This is a genomic window from Paenibacillus sp. FSL K6-0276, assembly GCF_037977235.1.
Lineage (GTDB): Bacteria > Bacillota > Bacilli > Paenibacillales > Paenibacillaceae > Paenibacillus_AQ.
Genome location: NZ_CP150276.1, coordinates 1,748,040 through 1,762,601, shown reverse-complemented (window position 1 = coordinate 1,762,601; position 14,562 = coordinate 1,748,040). Strand labels below are relative to the sequence as shown.

At 44.6% G+C, this 14,562-nt stretch carries 17 protein-coding genes; 1 reads left to right on the top strand and 16 read right to left on the bottom strand.

Going from position 1 to position 14,562, the window contains the following annotated elements:
* Positions 1-32: 32 nt before the first annotated feature.
* From MHH52_RS08060 to MHH52_RS08020, 9 genes are all read right to left on the bottom strand, one after another.
* The gene (locus MHH52_RS08060; RefSeq protein WP_313641771.1) at positions 33-824 is read right to left on the bottom strand and encodes a hypothetical protein; all 792 of its coding nucleotides are present in this window, start codon (positions 822-824) and stop codon (positions 33-35) included.
* Entirely contained in the window at positions 821-2,266 is a 1,446-nt protein-coding gene (locus MHH52_RS08055) for a HAMP domain-containing sensor histidine kinase (RefSeq protein ID WP_340007808.1), read from the bottom strand. The genes MHH52_RS08060 and MHH52_RS08055 overlap by 4 nt, the downstream gene beginning before the upstream one ends.
* A 4-nt stretch (positions 2,267-2,270) precedes the next feature.
* Positions 2,271-2,927, bottom strand: a complete 657-nt coding sequence (locus tag MHH52_RS08050) for a response regulator transcription factor (RefSeq protein ID WP_340007806.1) — start codon at positions 2,925-2,927, stop codon at positions 2,271-2,273.
* Between the two features lie 184 nt (positions 2,928-3,111).
* Positions 3,112-3,930 carry a polysaccharide deacetylase family protein gene (locus MHH52_RS08045; protein WP_340007804.1) on the bottom strand — a complete coding sequence of 273 codons (819 nt, stop codon included), beginning with the start codon at positions 3,928-3,930 and terminating at the stop codon, positions 3,112-3,114.
* A gap of 49 nt (positions 3,931-3,979) precedes the next feature.
* Complete coding sequence (locus MHH52_RS08040) at positions 3,980-4,738, bottom strand: N-acetylmuramoyl-L-alanine amidase (protein ID WP_340007803.1); 759 nt, start codon at positions 4,736-4,738, stop codon at positions 3,980-3,982.
* A 354-nt stretch (positions 4,739-5,092) separates the two neighbouring features.
* Positions 5,093-5,236, bottom strand: a complete 144-nt coding sequence (locus MHH52_RS08035) for a hypothetical protein (RefSeq protein WP_340007801.1) — start codon at positions 5,234-5,236, stop codon at positions 5,093-5,095.
* Positions 5,237-5,316: 80 nt separating this feature from the next.
* Complete coding sequence (locus MHH52_RS08030; RefSeq protein ID WP_340007799.1) at positions 5,317-5,796, bottom strand: hypothetical protein; 480 nt, start codon at positions 5,794-5,796, stop codon at positions 5,317-5,319.
* 98 nt (positions 5,797-5,894) lie between these two features.
* On the bottom strand, positions 5,895-7,277 hold the full coding sequence (locus tag MHH52_RS08025; RefSeq protein WP_340007797.1) for a hypothetical protein: 1,383 nt from the start codon (positions 7,275-7,277) through the stop codon (positions 5,895-5,897).
* Between the two features lie 25 nt (positions 7,278-7,302).
* Positions 7,303-8,124 carry a carbohydrate ABC transporter permease gene (locus MHH52_RS08020; protein WP_340007795.1) on the bottom strand — a complete coding sequence of 274 codons (822 nt, stop codon included), beginning with the start codon at positions 8,122-8,124 and terminating at the stop codon, positions 7,303-7,305.
* Between the two features lie 6 nt (positions 8,125-8,130).
* On the opposite strand from MHH52_RS08020, the gene MHH52_RS08015 reads away from it, so the two are divergent.
* Positions 8,131-9,423, top strand: a complete 1,293-nt coding sequence (locus MHH52_RS08015; RefSeq protein WP_340007793.1) for a glycoside hydrolase family 36 protein — start codon at positions 8,131-8,133, stop codon at positions 9,421-9,423.
* Between the two features lie 191 nt (positions 9,424-9,614).
* Here MHH52_RS08015 and MHH52_RS08010 read toward each other — a convergent pair whose 3' ends face one another.
* The 7 genes from MHH52_RS08010 to MHH52_RS07980 all read right to left on the bottom strand — a co-directional run bounded on the left by MHH52_RS08010 (position 9,615) and on the right by MHH52_RS07980 (position 14,347).
* Positions 9,615-9,980, bottom strand: a complete 366-nt coding sequence (locus MHH52_RS08010; RefSeq protein ID WP_313641404.1) for an arsenate reductase family protein — start codon at positions 9,978-9,980, stop codon at positions 9,615-9,617.
* A 191-nt stretch (positions 9,981-10,171) separates the two neighbouring features.
* Positions 10,172-11,158, bottom strand: coding sequence for an RluA family pseudouridine synthase (locus tag MHH52_RS08005; RefSeq protein ID WP_340007791.1), 987 nt, complete (start codon positions 11,156-11,158; stop codon positions 10,172-10,174).
* Between the two features lies 1 nt (position 11,159).
* Positions 11,160-11,726 carry a cob(I)yrinic acid a,c-diamide adenosyltransferase gene (locus tag MHH52_RS08000; RefSeq protein ID WP_094870549.1) on the bottom strand — a complete coding sequence of 189 codons (567 nt, stop codon included), beginning with the start codon at positions 11,724-11,726 and terminating at the stop codon, positions 11,160-11,162.
* A gap of 83 nt (positions 11,727-11,809) precedes the next feature.
* Positions 11,810-11,998, bottom strand: a complete 189-nt coding sequence (locus tag MHH52_RS07995) for an amidohydrolase family protein (protein WP_340007789.1) — start codon at positions 11,996-11,998, stop codon at positions 11,810-11,812.
* A 111-nt stretch (positions 11,999-12,109) separates the two neighbouring features.
* The gene (locus MHH52_RS07990) at positions 12,110-12,268 is read right to left on the bottom strand and encodes an aspartyl-phosphate phosphatase Spo0E family protein (RefSeq protein WP_340009543.1); all 159 of its coding nucleotides are present in this window, start codon (positions 12,266-12,268) and stop codon (positions 12,110-12,112) included.
* Positions 12,269-12,612: 344 nt separating this feature from the next.
* Entirely contained in the window at positions 12,613-13,833 is a 1,221-nt protein-coding gene (locus tag MHH52_RS07985) for an aminotransferase class I/II-fold pyridoxal phosphate-dependent enzyme (protein WP_340007787.1), read from the bottom strand.
* 13 nt (positions 13,834-13,846) lie between these two features.
* A complete protein-coding gene (locus tag MHH52_RS07980) occupies positions 13,847-14,347 on the bottom strand; it encodes an Lrp/AsnC family transcriptional regulator (RefSeq protein ID WP_060625226.1) in 501 nt (166 codons plus the stop codon).
* Positions 14,348-14,562 lie beyond the last annotated feature (215 nt).

Below are 14,562 nucleotides of genomic sequence, written 5' to 3'. Positions count from 1 at the left end.
CTTGCAGCACTGGGTTATGCGGGGAGGTCTGCTTAGAGCCTAGAATAGTAACTAAGCAGCGCCATGACATCCTTACTGAAACCGACAACTTCATTTCGTTTCAAATCGACTGTGACAGCATATTTTAACTTATCCCCGTCCTTGCTCATGTAATACAATTCCACTACACCGCCCGAGCGCGTCATGCCCTCATTCAGCGATAGATCGGACAACGGATAGCTCCCTTTATCCTGAATAAATTCTGTTGCGAGAGGGGTAACTTTGTTCATATGATATTTTACCATTAGATCGTCTTCCATTGTAGACCTAGCATAATCCTGTATCGCCTCTTCCCTCCTGACAGCTCTAATGACATCGCCGTCCCTCGCATTCAGCACGATTAGATAGCCTTCATATGGGTCGGTCGATTTGGTCAGAGTCGTATAATACAAGCCGCCAGAATACGAAGCAAACTCAATTTGACCGTTCACCTTTAGTTGTGGAACCTCTGCTGGAATAACTACTGGTCCCGCTTGCGTAACGAGGCCCTTTTCCGCCTCATTTAGCATAACTTTAAACTTGTTCTGATCAATAACCTCCAACTCGAATTGAAGCTCGTCCATCGTCAAATTTTCATCGAAGTACTTATTTACTGCATTTAGACTAAGTGTCTTCACCGCATCCTGGGACAGGACGCCCTCATATTCCGCCTCAATATTCTCGTTCTCTCTGATTATTTTTTTGACCATGACGGTATCTTTGGGGATCGTATTGAAGACACTCTCGCACCCTGTCGCCAGGATCATGAACGACACACAAATGATAACTAAAATAAGCTTGTTCATTCCTTTATCCCGCCTTTCGGATGGGTGAGTGCGAGTGCGAATACGACGTCTACGGTAGTGCCATGGTTTTCATTGCTATTTACCCGGATGACGGCATTGTGGACACTCGCGACACTTTGACATAACGCAAGACCGAGACCTGCCCCTTTACCGTTTCTTGTCCTGGATTTATCCACCATATAAAAAGGTTCAAAAATTTTATCCTGATGTTCCTTAGCGATCCCGATGCCCTGATCCACCACTTCAAGCATACAATGCCCGTCGTGCCATGCGATACGCAGCGTAATGGTCTGCTGTTCATTCGAAGCTTTAAGCGCATTGTCCACCAGATTGAAGATCAGAACTTTGATCAAATCCTTCTCCAATCTCAGCTCGCCCGGTTCACACTCAGTGACGATAGTCACCTGCTTTTCTTTGGCCATCATGTCCAGCGCAGGCTTGATTTCAGCTATAACCGCTCCCAAATCGTGCAGCTCCATCTCGAAATCATCCTCTTGCAACACAATCAAGTTCATCAGCTTCAATGACAGCATCTCTAATCGTTTGCCTTCTGAATAAATCACATTCAAACCGTCCAGAAACGTTTCCTCATCGTATTTGGTTGTCCTCATAAAATTCGCATAGGCGATAATTGAAGTTAACGGTGTTTTTAATTCATGCGTAAAATTATTGATAAACCGCTGTTTTTCTTGATTGTTCCGCTCAAGTACAGTGATTGTTTCCTCCACAACAGCGGCCATATTGTTAAAATTGTAAGCCAGCATCCCGATTTCGTCCTTTGATTTTAACTGGACGCGTTCCGAGAAATTCCCCTGTGCAATGACCTGAGCAGTTCGACCCAGCCGATCAATCGATCTCGTCAGTCCTCGGCTTACAAAAAACATGATCAACATATAGAGGAAACAAGCCACCACATCCACTTGTACAAAGAACTGATACTGATCTACACGGTCCTGATATAAAGAGGTGACATCTACCATATAGGTAAATAGATAGCTTGTACGGTTAACATCCACCATATTTGACGTGAACAGGATCGTTTGCTCATCGATATCCCGTAAAATATAATTGATTTCATCCGTGCCCAGCTTGCCCAGTTCATCACGTTGTGTCGGCATTTGGAAATCGGTATTACTGAAGACCACCCGATTCTTCTGATCCCTGATATCCAAATAAACACGCTGTTCGTTATTCGTACCAACAAATTCATTAGCGATTCTCATTAATACTGTTTTCTCGTAATCAATTGAATCATAGATGCGAAGGATCGGTACAATCGCGTTGACACTGGATAGAATACTCATATTTTGGCTTAACGCACTATTGATCTCCTGCTCGAGCATTCTATTGTGGCTGCGCTCGATAACCATAATGGAGGCTGCGTTAAAGATAATGACGAAGACTAGAATCGAGAAGACATAAATTTTTTGCCAAAATTTCATCCCCTCAATCCTCCAGCCGATAGCCGAGTTTATAAATGGTCTTGATGTTATCTTGCAACTCTAGTTTTTTGCGCAGTGATTTAATATGCATATCGACCGTTCTTGTTTCGCCAAAATAGTCGCCGCCCCATACTTTATCGATGAACTGCTCTCTTGATAAGGCGATGTTCTTGTTTTTCAGCAGAATGACAAGCAAATCATATTCTTTTGGAGTTAGCTCTACAACTTCCCCCTGTTTGGTTACTTCCCGTTTGTCCAGATCGACGAGAAGGGATTGGAATGCCATCACCTGTTCTTCTTTGCCATATCTTCGCAGTACCGTTTCTATACGGGCCAGCAGCTCAATTGCTTCGAAAGGCTTGATCATGTAATCATCAGCCCCCAGCTTCAACCCGTCCACTTTATCATAAACCGAGTTTTTCGCCGTCAAAAAAATAACTGGAATACCATAAGGCCTAATTCGTTCCATCAGCGCAAAACCGTCCAGTTTCGGAATCATGACATCCAGCAAAATGAGATCGAACTTTTCCTGCTGCACTAGCTCAAGCGCAGCTTCGCCATCGTAAACCTCCATCGTTTCGTAGCTCACGACATTAAGATTCATTTTAATGATTTTGGAAATATGAACGTCGTCTTCAACAATTAAAATCTTTTTGCTCATCCTCTGAGTCTCCTAAAATTGATCATTATCATAGAAAAACATCTGTATATTCGCAAGATGGTTATACGACCAATCCAACTAGGGGAATAACAGATGCACAATCAGTATACCGATCTTTTTTTAAATCTACTATAGGTACAAAGAAAACAAGTCTTGGAAATCGACGCATTGAGCCAAATATCTTTTACAAACGTATGTCATTTTGAAAATTAAGATAAAAATGGTCAGCGTTATTATAAACAGCAAACTCATATCCTTTTTCCTTGTAAAATGCGATTATTTCTGGAAGTGCTTGTAAGGTTTGTAGTTTTTCATGCATGAGAATGACTTCTCTGTCCCTTTTGGTTTGCTTTTTAATATGTTCTACAATTTGGTTTGGATTATCTTTTAACTCCCAGTCATTAGAATCAATTGTCCAATCCCAAACTTTAATTCCATATTTTACAAGTTGATTACGAATCTGTTCACTTTTCAATCCTGGTTCTGAACCATAAGGTGGACGAACCAACTTAGGATTTGTACCTGTAATATCTTTGATAAGAGATAATGTTTCGTTCATCTCTGATACAAACAGTCCGTTATTGTATAACTTTTTGTAATCATGCGATATACTATGAGCTCCAACATAATGGCCTTCTTCTGTGGCTCGTTTGACACTTTCTTGTAAATCGTTTTTTTGTAAATTAGTTCCCTGCATAAAAAAGGTTGCTTTTATATCTTGCTCTTTTAATAAATCTAAGAATTGATCCGTTAATGTAGTAGGGCCATCATCAAATGTTAAATAAACAACTTTGTCCACAGGCTTTACATCTGGTTTTTTTTGTTTTACTGGTTGTTTGGTACTTTGTATGATAATTTTGTCCGCTACTACTTCTTCTTCAGGAGCAGAAGTGAGTTTCTCTACTAAAAAGATCATTAGGAAAATAGCTACTAGAATAAAGACTAATCTTCTTCTCGCCTTTCTTACCCTTCTTTTTTTATTATCATTTCGTGATGTTTTCATTATTTATCTAGCCTTTCTATAAAGTATCTGGTGTGTCGATAAAATCTCTCTAATTTTCTGTATCAGCAAAATACTTTTTGATCCCTTTCACTATTCCCTGAGCCGTTCGATCCTGGTGGCTATCGTTGATCATATTCGTTTCATCGCTCTGGTTCGTGAGGAATCCCACCTCCAGCAAAATTGCGAGATTGTCGCTCTCCTTCAATACCTTCCAGCCTTCCTTTCTCACACCGCGATCCTTGAAGCCAGCAGCCTCCACCAAATGCTCGTGCACCTCATTTGCGAACGGACTACTATCTTCCGCATAATAATACGTTTCGGTGCCGTGTACATCAGGGTCCGTATATGTGTTCCCATGAATAGAGACGAATGCATCCGCATCGAGATCGCTTGCGAAATTGATGCGATCGTCTAGATCGACAAAGGTATCATCCGTACGTGTCATGTACGCCTCGAACATCGGTTCCTGCTGGAGCAGATCGAATACCTTATTTGACAGCGCTAGTGTGTACGCTCTCTCGTAGTTGCCGCTGACTCCACTCGCGCCGGGATCCTTGCCTCCATGCCCCGCATCGATCACGATTTTGTAGCGTTGGGATATTTCTTGATGCATTGCCGTATTTTTGTTCGGTGAAGATATTAACTCCTCGGAAACCTCCGTATTCGTGTTCGGTGAAGCTGTCAACTCCGCGGAAACGAAGGGTGAAAATAGCTCATATATCGACCAGATCATTCCTATCAAAGCAACGACAATTACCACCAATATAACTTTGCGACGTTTAAGCTGTTTTCTTCTTTTCCTTTTCATGCTGTCTCCTTACTCCGATTGATCATCGAATGCTGATATCTTCAATTACTCAACAAGTGTAGCAAGTGAATATATGATAAGTTAGATAAACTTATATAGAAGTTGTAAAGTTTGAATTCAACAAATCGGATTTTTAATTCCCATCAAAAATAGCATCTCTAAGGAAACGGCTACCGCCGAATCCTATGGATGCTATACGATCGATATATTTTCCGATTGTACGTCGTAACAATATTCTAAATCGTTTATAAATCGCTCGCCCTGTCAGTTCTTTCGCTTGGGCCCTCTTCATAAATTACTGGATACGATTGGCTTTCGAGCAGCATTCTCCGCCCCTGGAACTCATCATACAGATTAATGCGCCCCCCCTCCCGCACTGAAATCAATGAGTTTCTCTTCCAGCGGCTTCAGCGTAACATTGTCGAGCGCCTTCGCATTCACCGGTATACTGTAGCCTTCAGCCGTTTGGATGGAAAGTTCATAAGTCGGCAGCTTCACTGATTTTTCACAGAGATTTTCAACGCGGAACTGAAGGTTCCATTTAGCGGTGTCGTTCTCGGCATAAACAGAAGCACTTTTCAACTGCGTTTCAATCGTTTGATGGTTAACGGATATTTTTTGACAGTATAATCCGCCGCAGGCACATCAGCGGTAACAGCGGGTACCTCGAAGGTTTTTACCGGTAACGTCATTTTCAAAGCTTCATCTTCCTGCGTGAATTGCATCGTCATATTGTCTGTTTTAAGATTGGACGGTACCTCAGCCAGATAGTATATCGTTCTCTTCTGCCGTGGCTGGATTTTGAAACTGCCTTCTGTATCATCCTCAGGAACAAGATCAAATACCGAGCCGCCGGACGACTCCAGTTGTACTTTATATCCAGGATCACTCAGCACCTTCTTACCTCCGTTTGCAAAATTGACCCCGACTCTCAAATACACTTTCCCATTATGTTTCATACGCTGCATTTTTTCTGCCTTGACCGTAACAGGCAGCTGTTTCATGATAAGCTTTGCGCTTTTGCCCTTAGCCACGGCGGTATCCGAGGCTGCACACATATGGGAGCTTATCCTTATCCTTTGAAATTAACAATAAAAGACCACGGCTCTCAAAATGAGAATCATGGTCTTTTGTTGTTTTCCTAGTGGCATTAACCTTATAGCACAGTGGACACACGATGTGTCTCACCTTCAGCCACCTCAAGCGTAATAAAGCTAATCTGTCCTCTGCCCTCGGTTAATTCCTGTTTCGCTGTAACGGCAGTACCGTTATGGTACAATGTACCGACATTTCCAGGGAATGCTGCCTTCCAGACAAATCGTTCTCCAGACTGCAGCGTAACTGCACTCTCTGTGTTGCCATTGTGTTTAACCGTAAGGGTACAATCAAGAATTGGGATATCCCCCATCTCTGCCCACTCCAGTGAATGTGCAAGTGACGGCAGCGTGCTAATTACGGATGCTCCATTCGCCGCAATTCCCATCAATCCGGTAGCCATGAAACCGATCACGCAATAGGACACTTCAGGGTAATCCCGGCGATCCAGAGTGGGGTCAATCAGCTCCTTCAACTCGGTGAATGCCTCCTCGTTCTCTCCATACCGATAAAAGATATCCGGCAGGTAGGTTTTGCCCTCGACATTGGCAACACGATTGATTTTGACATCCTCCAGTGCCATGCGCAGCTTCTCCTGATTAGTGATCGAACCATAATAGAGTGGAAGAAAGTTGCCCTCAGCATGGTAATTCGTAACGAATGACCGATCCTGTAGCATCGCACCGTAGAAACGGTCTTTAGCTTCGTTCCACCAGTCTTTCTCGTAAAGTTGTTCCAGCGCTTTCGCCTTGTCGGCATACTGTTTCGCTTCTCCAGTTTGGCCTCTGAGACTAGCCAGATGAGCAAACGCTCGGTATCCGGAAATCTGTGCGCCGATCATATCACCGCCGAGTAGCGGATGAAGTCCGGCTTCATTGAAGGTCGCCAGGCCTCTACGACCGTACTCGGGATAATACTCCAATAGGCCGTCGCCATCTTTGTCCCAAGTCTTCGTATATTCATTTAATGTTAGCTGGAAGAACTCCTGTAGTTTACTATCGTTTAAATAGTAGTTATCACCCGTCCATTGAAATTGACGCCAGCTCGTGTCAATAATATCGAAGTTTGCAGGAAGATTATACCAGAAATCTTGGTCATTATCATAATCAACTGGGGCAGGCACATTATCCTTAGTGATCTCCCAGTATGTACACCAGTCCCGCGATTCCGCAATGTTCTCGGCAAAACGCATGATCATATTCTTAGTATGGAATCGAAGCCCCAGTACTGCAGCCCCATTGCTATGATGCATAACATCACGAATGCAGAATGCTTCACGTTCAGGCAAAGCAGCTTCGTACCACAGTCCAACGGCGTCTTCGCCGAAGTGGGCATATTCCAGCGCCTGCTGTTTCGCCCAGGCAAAACCTTCGTCCAAATCTTTATCGGAGGATTGAAAAGTTACAGCTCCTGCTTTAGACTTTATTTCACTCAAATGGGTCATCTAAAAGTCACTCCTGTTTTTCTGTTTAGCTTTCCTTGGAACCCGAGAAGGTCAGACCTTCCATAAACGCTTTTTGCGCCGTAAAGAACAATAGAATACACGGCAACGTGATTACGACAGCTGCAGCCATCAACAAATTGGTATCTGTGGCATAGGTGCCCTGAAATCCTGCGAGCCCGAGCGTGAGTGTCTTCCATTTATCGCTGTTGATATAAATCAGCGGTCCCATGAAGTTGTTCCAAGATCCCATGAAGACCATGACGCCAACAGCCATCAGAGCCGGCTTGGACAGTGGAAGGAAGATCGTCCGCCAAATTTTAAAGTAACCACAACCGTCGATGATCGCCGCTTCCTCAAGCCCAATAGGAAGCCGGGAATAGAACTGGCGCAATAAGAAGATATAGAACGCTGAGCCAAAGAAAGCAGGAACGATCAATGGATAAAGCGTATCGAGCATGCCCAGCTTTTTGAAAAGAATGAACTGTGGGATCATCGTTACTTCGCCGGGTAGCAGCATGGTAGACAGGACGAGTACGAACAGGAACCCGCTACCTCTCACCTTCAACCGAGCAAACGCGTAGCCAACAAGCGAACAAGACATAACTGTACCGATAATGGGCAGTACGGTTGTTATCACGGTATTCAGCAAATATTGCGGGAATGGAAAGGCCGTCAGCGCCTTGGCATAATTGCCCCAACGCCAGTGTTCCGGCCAGATGCTCATCCCGGAGACTGCAAGCTCCTCCAGACTTCGCAATGAGGCGGAGATCATCCAAACAAAAGGATACAGGAACGCAACACTCCCGATCAGCAGCAGAAGATAGGCCAGCCAGTAATTCCATACCATAAGGCGTTGGAGGATGTAACGTTATGGTGGGAGACCTTGCCCGGTTATAAGCCTGCCGTAGTCCCTGATGTGGCCCTGCGTCCTATGTACTCTACCTGGTATTCCTTCCACCAGGAGTTGAACGCCGCCGAATTAGAGGAGCAGTGTAGATTTGCCAAGGAACTCGGCTGTGACAGCATTATCGTCGATGACGGCTGGCAAACAGACGATAACAATCGGGGTTACGCCTTTACTGGCGACTGGGAGGTTTATGACGGTAAGATTCCAGATATGAAGGCGCATGTCGATGCCGTACATCGACTCGACATGAAATATATGCTTTGGTATTCCGTTCCGTTTGTAGGTAAATGCAGCAAGGTATGGAGCCAATTCGAGAACAAACTGCTTCGAGTAGATGAAAAACTCAACGCAGGTGTGCTTGATCCCCGTTACCCAGATGTACGAGAGTATCTGATCCACACCTATGAACAGGCCGTTACTGGGTGGGATATCGATGGACTGAAACTAGATTTCGTGGACAGCTTCAAGCTCAGTCCAGATCAGAAGGAAGGTACTGCGGAGGGTCGGGATTTTGAATCGATACCGGAAGCGGTTGACCGCTTACTTTCCGATGTTATGGATCGGCTAAAAGCCATCAAGCCTGATATTCTGATTGAATTCCGCCAGACCTATATAGGTCCCCTGATGCGGAAATACGGCAACATGTTCCGGGCGAACGACTGCCCGAACGACTCTATTCAGAACAGAGTTCGCACGCTTGACCTGCGTCTTCTGTCAGGAAATACAGCTGTTCATTCCGATATGATCATGTTTAACCCGAATGAACCTTTAGAGAGTGCAGCCATGCAATTGATCAACGTGATCTTCTCTGTTCCGCAAATCTCCCTGCGTCTTAATGACATCGGAGAAAATTATTTATCTATGCTGCGTTTTTGGCTGGGTTTCAGCAGAGAGCATAGTGATGTTCTACTCAGAGGGGCGCTATGTCCACAGCAACCGGAGCTACTATACCCTTTAGTGACCGCACGTAAGGATGACATACAAATTATTGCCGTCTATGCCGATGCTGTTGTTCATATAGAGCAGGACGCTACGCAATTATTCATTGTGAACGGAACCTATAGCGAAAAGTTAGTCATCCGAAGTTCCCTTTCACCTGCGCACTACGAAATACAGGTTAAAGATTGCCGCGGACAACTAATCAGCTCGCAAACGCTGGAGATCAGCAAAGGGTTACTTGAAGTGGCGGTTCCTAAGGCGGGTATGGTTAGCTTTACCCGGGTGACAAGCGCGCAGTAATTCTGCCTAGGATCTTGTATTTTTATTCAAATAGAGTACGCCAAAAAGGGATGTTACAACAGCCATGAAATGGCTGCTGGGACATCCCCTTTACGGAATAATGCCTTGGGATACAAGACAGTTCCAAAACAAAACTGGAAAAAAGCCCTACTACATTTTATCGACGCAGAGCTATTCCAGTGTTATTGATATTAAGCCTTGGTCCAAGCTTCAGCATATTGATCTTCCTTAAATCCTACAGTTACCTTAACACCATCGGTGACAATCGGACGTTTATTCAGCATACCATGGCTCGCGAGCAGCTCAAGCTTCTCCTGTTCACTAAGCTGTGCCATTTTGTCCTTAAGACCCAGTGCTTTATATACTTCACCGCTTGTATTAAAAAACTTCTTCAGTTCAAGACCGCTATTGGCCAGCAAGTCACGCAATTCCTCAACTGTAGGTGGCTGTTCTGCGATATGCTGAAGCTCCAGCTCATGACCTTGTCCTTGTAGCCATTTCACTGCGCTGCGGCAGGTGCTGCATTTTGGATATTGATATACTTTTAGTTTGCTCATGCTGTGCTCCTTTTAAATGCAGGCTAATCATTCGTAACTACGGGGAATGTTTGGACTTCCGGCCGATGTTGTCTCCAGATTTCTTTATTTATCCGATAACACGGTTGAAATCCGGAGACAAAGGCGGTCGCGGTCGCTCCTACAGTTCCAAACTTCCCCTTCGTTACTTCATAGCCTGAGAATTAATTGCATCACAATTTCGCTGTAGGGCCTTGCTCCAATATTTTCTCCAAAGCCGCCATATCAGGCGGCAAAGGGGCTTCAAAGATCATTTCTTGCAGTAGCACCGGGTGCTTGAACGTCAGACGCACCGCGTGCAGTGCTTGACGCGGGATGGAAGCATCTAGTACCGCAACGGACTCCAACTGTTCACTTTGAGTTGAAGTCAATTCCGGTAGATTATACAGCTCATGACGATACATGCTGTCACCAATTAATGGACAACCGATAGAGGTCATATGGACCCGAATTTGATGGGTACGACCGCTCTCCAGCTTCAGTTCAACTCTGGAAGCGGTCGAATAAATCTGTTTAACCTCATACCGAGTCAGAGAATGATATCCATCCGGTGTAACGATACGCCGATGTGGTTCCTCGGGATCACGGTCGATAGGCCCATCGATATCGCCGAATGGCTCCGCAGGAACACCATGAACAAATGCTGCATATCGTTTGTCCACAGTGCCCGCAATCATCTGCTCGGAAATATGCTGATGGCTGTATGGATTCTTGGCGATGACTAATACGCCGGAGGTTTCTTGATCCAGCCGATGAACAGGCCGGAAGCGGAAACGTTCCTTCTTTTGTGCCCAATAATGAACTACTCCGTTAGCAAGCGTATCTGTGTAATGTCCATGTGTGGGATGCACGATGATCCCTGCAGCCTTGTTTACAACGAGCAGATGTTCATCTTCAAATAAAATTTCAAAGGGGATCGGTTGAGGTAGAATATCATCCGAAGTCTCCGTTTCCATACGAATCTGTACAATATCTCCTGCTTTAACACGTACGCTGATATAAACACGTTCTCCATTTAATGTAATGCCTTGTTCCGTTTGCTTAAGGCGAGACAACAACTTACGTGAGACATCCATGCGTTTATGCAGGATCGTCTTCAGCAACCAGTCATCCTCTTCAGGCGGTATGATGTAAGTAATGGGTGAATAATAGCTTGTCATATTAGTCCCGGAACACCTTTTTACTGCGAATGTATTCTACATCAGTAATCCCTGCTCGTGTATTAGCCGTCCTAGCCAGTGCAAAGAAATAATCCGATAACCGGTTCAAATAAATAACCGCTTCCGGGTTAATGTCCGCATTTCGTCCTAACGTAACTGCCCGACGTTCCGCCCGGCGACAAACGGTCCGGCACACATGTAGAACCGAAGCTAGCGGGCTACCTCCAGGGAGGATGAATTTCTCTAGCGGTGGATTCTCTGCTTGAAGATCATCAATCCAGCCCTCCAGCCGTTTAGCCATCTCGCTAGTCACCATATATTGACCACCATCACCTAGCTTAATAAAAGCCAGATCGGTTCCGCAATCGAATAGCTCATGCTGAATTTCCAGCAGCTGCTCGCGTACATCGTCAAACTTATCGTCCTCCATCAGGCTCCGTGCCTGTCCTACAAAGCAATTCAGTTCATCGATGGTTCCGTAGGCTTCAACTCGGACATCATCCTTACCAACCCGGCCACCAATCACCGAAGTTTGACCCGCATCACCCGTACGTGTATAGATCACCATGGTTTATTCCTCCTATCCATTCTTCAAATCACATAATGCTAGTTTAAGCTTTCTTATATAAAAATGGCAAATGAAGAGTATAGTTAGTAAACGGCACCTATTTCAATGAGGTTAAGACCATTATCATAGACAATCTGTCCGTCAATCAACGTACCCACATTAGAAATATCTTTAAGGTTAAGCGGATCAGTAGATGTAGGATCTTCAGCTAATATAGCAAAATCAGCTCGCTTGCCAAGTTCGATCGTTCCTACCTCATCTTCTTCAAACATAAGCCTTAGAGATATTCTCTCCAATTGAGTCTGCAATATTTCGATATGTGAGCTTAAAAAGAACAACAAAAAGAGGACCCATAAGGTCCTCTTCAAGAGCATCTAGCAGTGTTATTTCCTGCCTGGACGCCCCTTCATGTATTCATTTATCTTGAGATCCAGTAAACTGCTAATTTCAATCACATTATCTGAAGTGAATGATTTTTCCTGCAAAAAAAGCTGCTCCATCTTGCTACGGAGTATTCTGATTTCATCTTCCAGAGAGAGTATGCGAGCAGAAGCATCACCCTTGGAGGAGAGTTTCCCACTTCCAGAGAAACATTGCCCTCCATAGGAAGGTAAGTAATAATCGGCACTAAGCACAATCATCCCTCCTAAAAGTTTGTACGGCATTGCTTCTCGTAAGAGCTTTGTACAAAACTCGCTTCGGAAGCATAAGCCTAAAGTATTATTGAGCGCGTGCCAGAGAATATCATCAAAGTAAAAAAGCAACTTCAAAGCAACGCTTAATTCCAGAGTAAAATAAATCCTGATTAGTTCTATTATAGGGGTTAATTACTCTCAAAGTAAAATAATACCATAGGATTATGGGATAGGCTATAGTCCAATTTTCTCTATTCCATTCTCTCTCGTTCCAATTGTGTGACAAAAGCACCAATGCGTTCTACAGCTTCATTCAGTTGAGATACTGACGTAGCATAGGAGCAGCGTAAGTATCCTTCACCACCTAATCCAAAGACACTTCCAGGCACAGCTGCTACCTTGTATTCAAGCAATAACCGTTGTGCAAATTGATCAGAGGTCAGACCCGTTTTGCGCACGCTAGGAAAAGCGTAGAATGCACCTTGTGGTTCATGGCACTCCAGCCCGGCATCACGCAAACCTTTAACAATCAGCCTCCGCCGTTGGTTATACGAATCGACCATTCGGTCCTTCTCTTCCATCCCATTGGTTAGTGCTTCAAGTGCAGCCACCTGACCCATAGAAGGAGCACACATTACAGTATACTGGTGAATCTTAAGCATAGCGGAGATTAAATCAGGGTGACCACAAGCATAACCCATTCTCCATCCAGTCATTGCAAAAGCCTTAGAGAAGCCGCTGACCAGAATCGTACGGTCCATCATACCTGGCAGTGAGGCAAAGCTGACATGATTAATTCCATAAGTCAATTCCGCATAGATCTCGTCTGAAATTACAATAAGATCATGTTTCTCCACAACCTTGGCGATCGGCTCCCAATCTCCTCGGGTCATAACACTTCCGGTTGGGTTACTCGGGTAGCACAGAATCAGAACTTTGGAGCGTGGAGTAATCTTGGCTTCCAAACTCTCCGCAGTAAGTTTAAAGTCATTCTCTCCGGTCGTTTCGATGCCTACAGGAATCCCCCCACCAATAGCCGTTATCGGCGAATAGGAAATATAGCAAGGCTCCGGTATAAGAATCTCATCACCTGGGGTAATCAACGCTCGCAGAGCCAGATCAATAGCCTCGCTTCCGCCGACCGTTGCTATAATTTGATTGGCAGGATCATACTCCACTGCAAAACGGGTATGCAAATAATTCGCAATTCCCTCCCGCAGCTCAGGCATACCTGCATTGGATGTATACCCTGTAAACCCTCTTTCCAGCGAATAGACGCAAGCTTCTCTGACATGCCACGGGGTCTTGAAATCAGGCTCCCCGACTCCAAGTGATATAATATCCTTGCTGCCTGCAGCCAGATCAAAAAACTTGCGAATACCCGAAGGCTGAATTTGCTGTACTAGCGGTGCCAAATAAGAATTCATTGATTTGCTGTCTTCTCCGGTTAGCTGCGTTTTATTCGTGATCATATGATTACTTCCTTTATGGAGAGATCATCAGACGGTTATCTTCCTCATGCTCCTCGAAGATGATCCCATCCTGTTTGTATTTTTTAAGGGTAAAGTTCGTTTTAGTTGAGAGTACTGAATCAATCGGAGACAGCTTCTCGGAAACAAAATTGGCCACTTCACGTAAGTTCCGGCCTTCCACTTCCACCAAAAGATCGTAAGCACCTGACATCAAGTAAACGGATTTCACTTGTGGATACAGGTAGATTCTCTCGGCAATACCTTCAAAGCCGCGCCCCCGTTCGGGCGTAATCTGTACCTCGATCAGTGCGGTAACCTTCTCATCATCCACTTTATCCCAGTTTACAACAGCTGCATATTTAACAATCACATGGTCTTTCTCTAATTGCCCAATCGCTGTCTTCACGTCTTCTTCTTCCGCGCCAAGCAGCGTAGCTAGGAGTGCAGTAGATCTTCTCGCGTCCTCTTTAAGCAGTTCCAGCACTTTCCTCTTTAGTTCGTTCATTTCCTTCATGCCTTCCCTCCGGATAGTTCGCAAATGACGTTGCACTATTCATGCGTCGCCCCGCGAAAAGAGTTTAATACTAATATGACACGAATTGAGCATCTCTGCAAACAAAATAACCCCATATGATGTCTGCATAGAAGACTATGATTACTCAGCTAAATGGATTTATATACAAAAAACGCCCGTTATACCGGAGCTCTCCGGTATAAACGGGCGTCAGT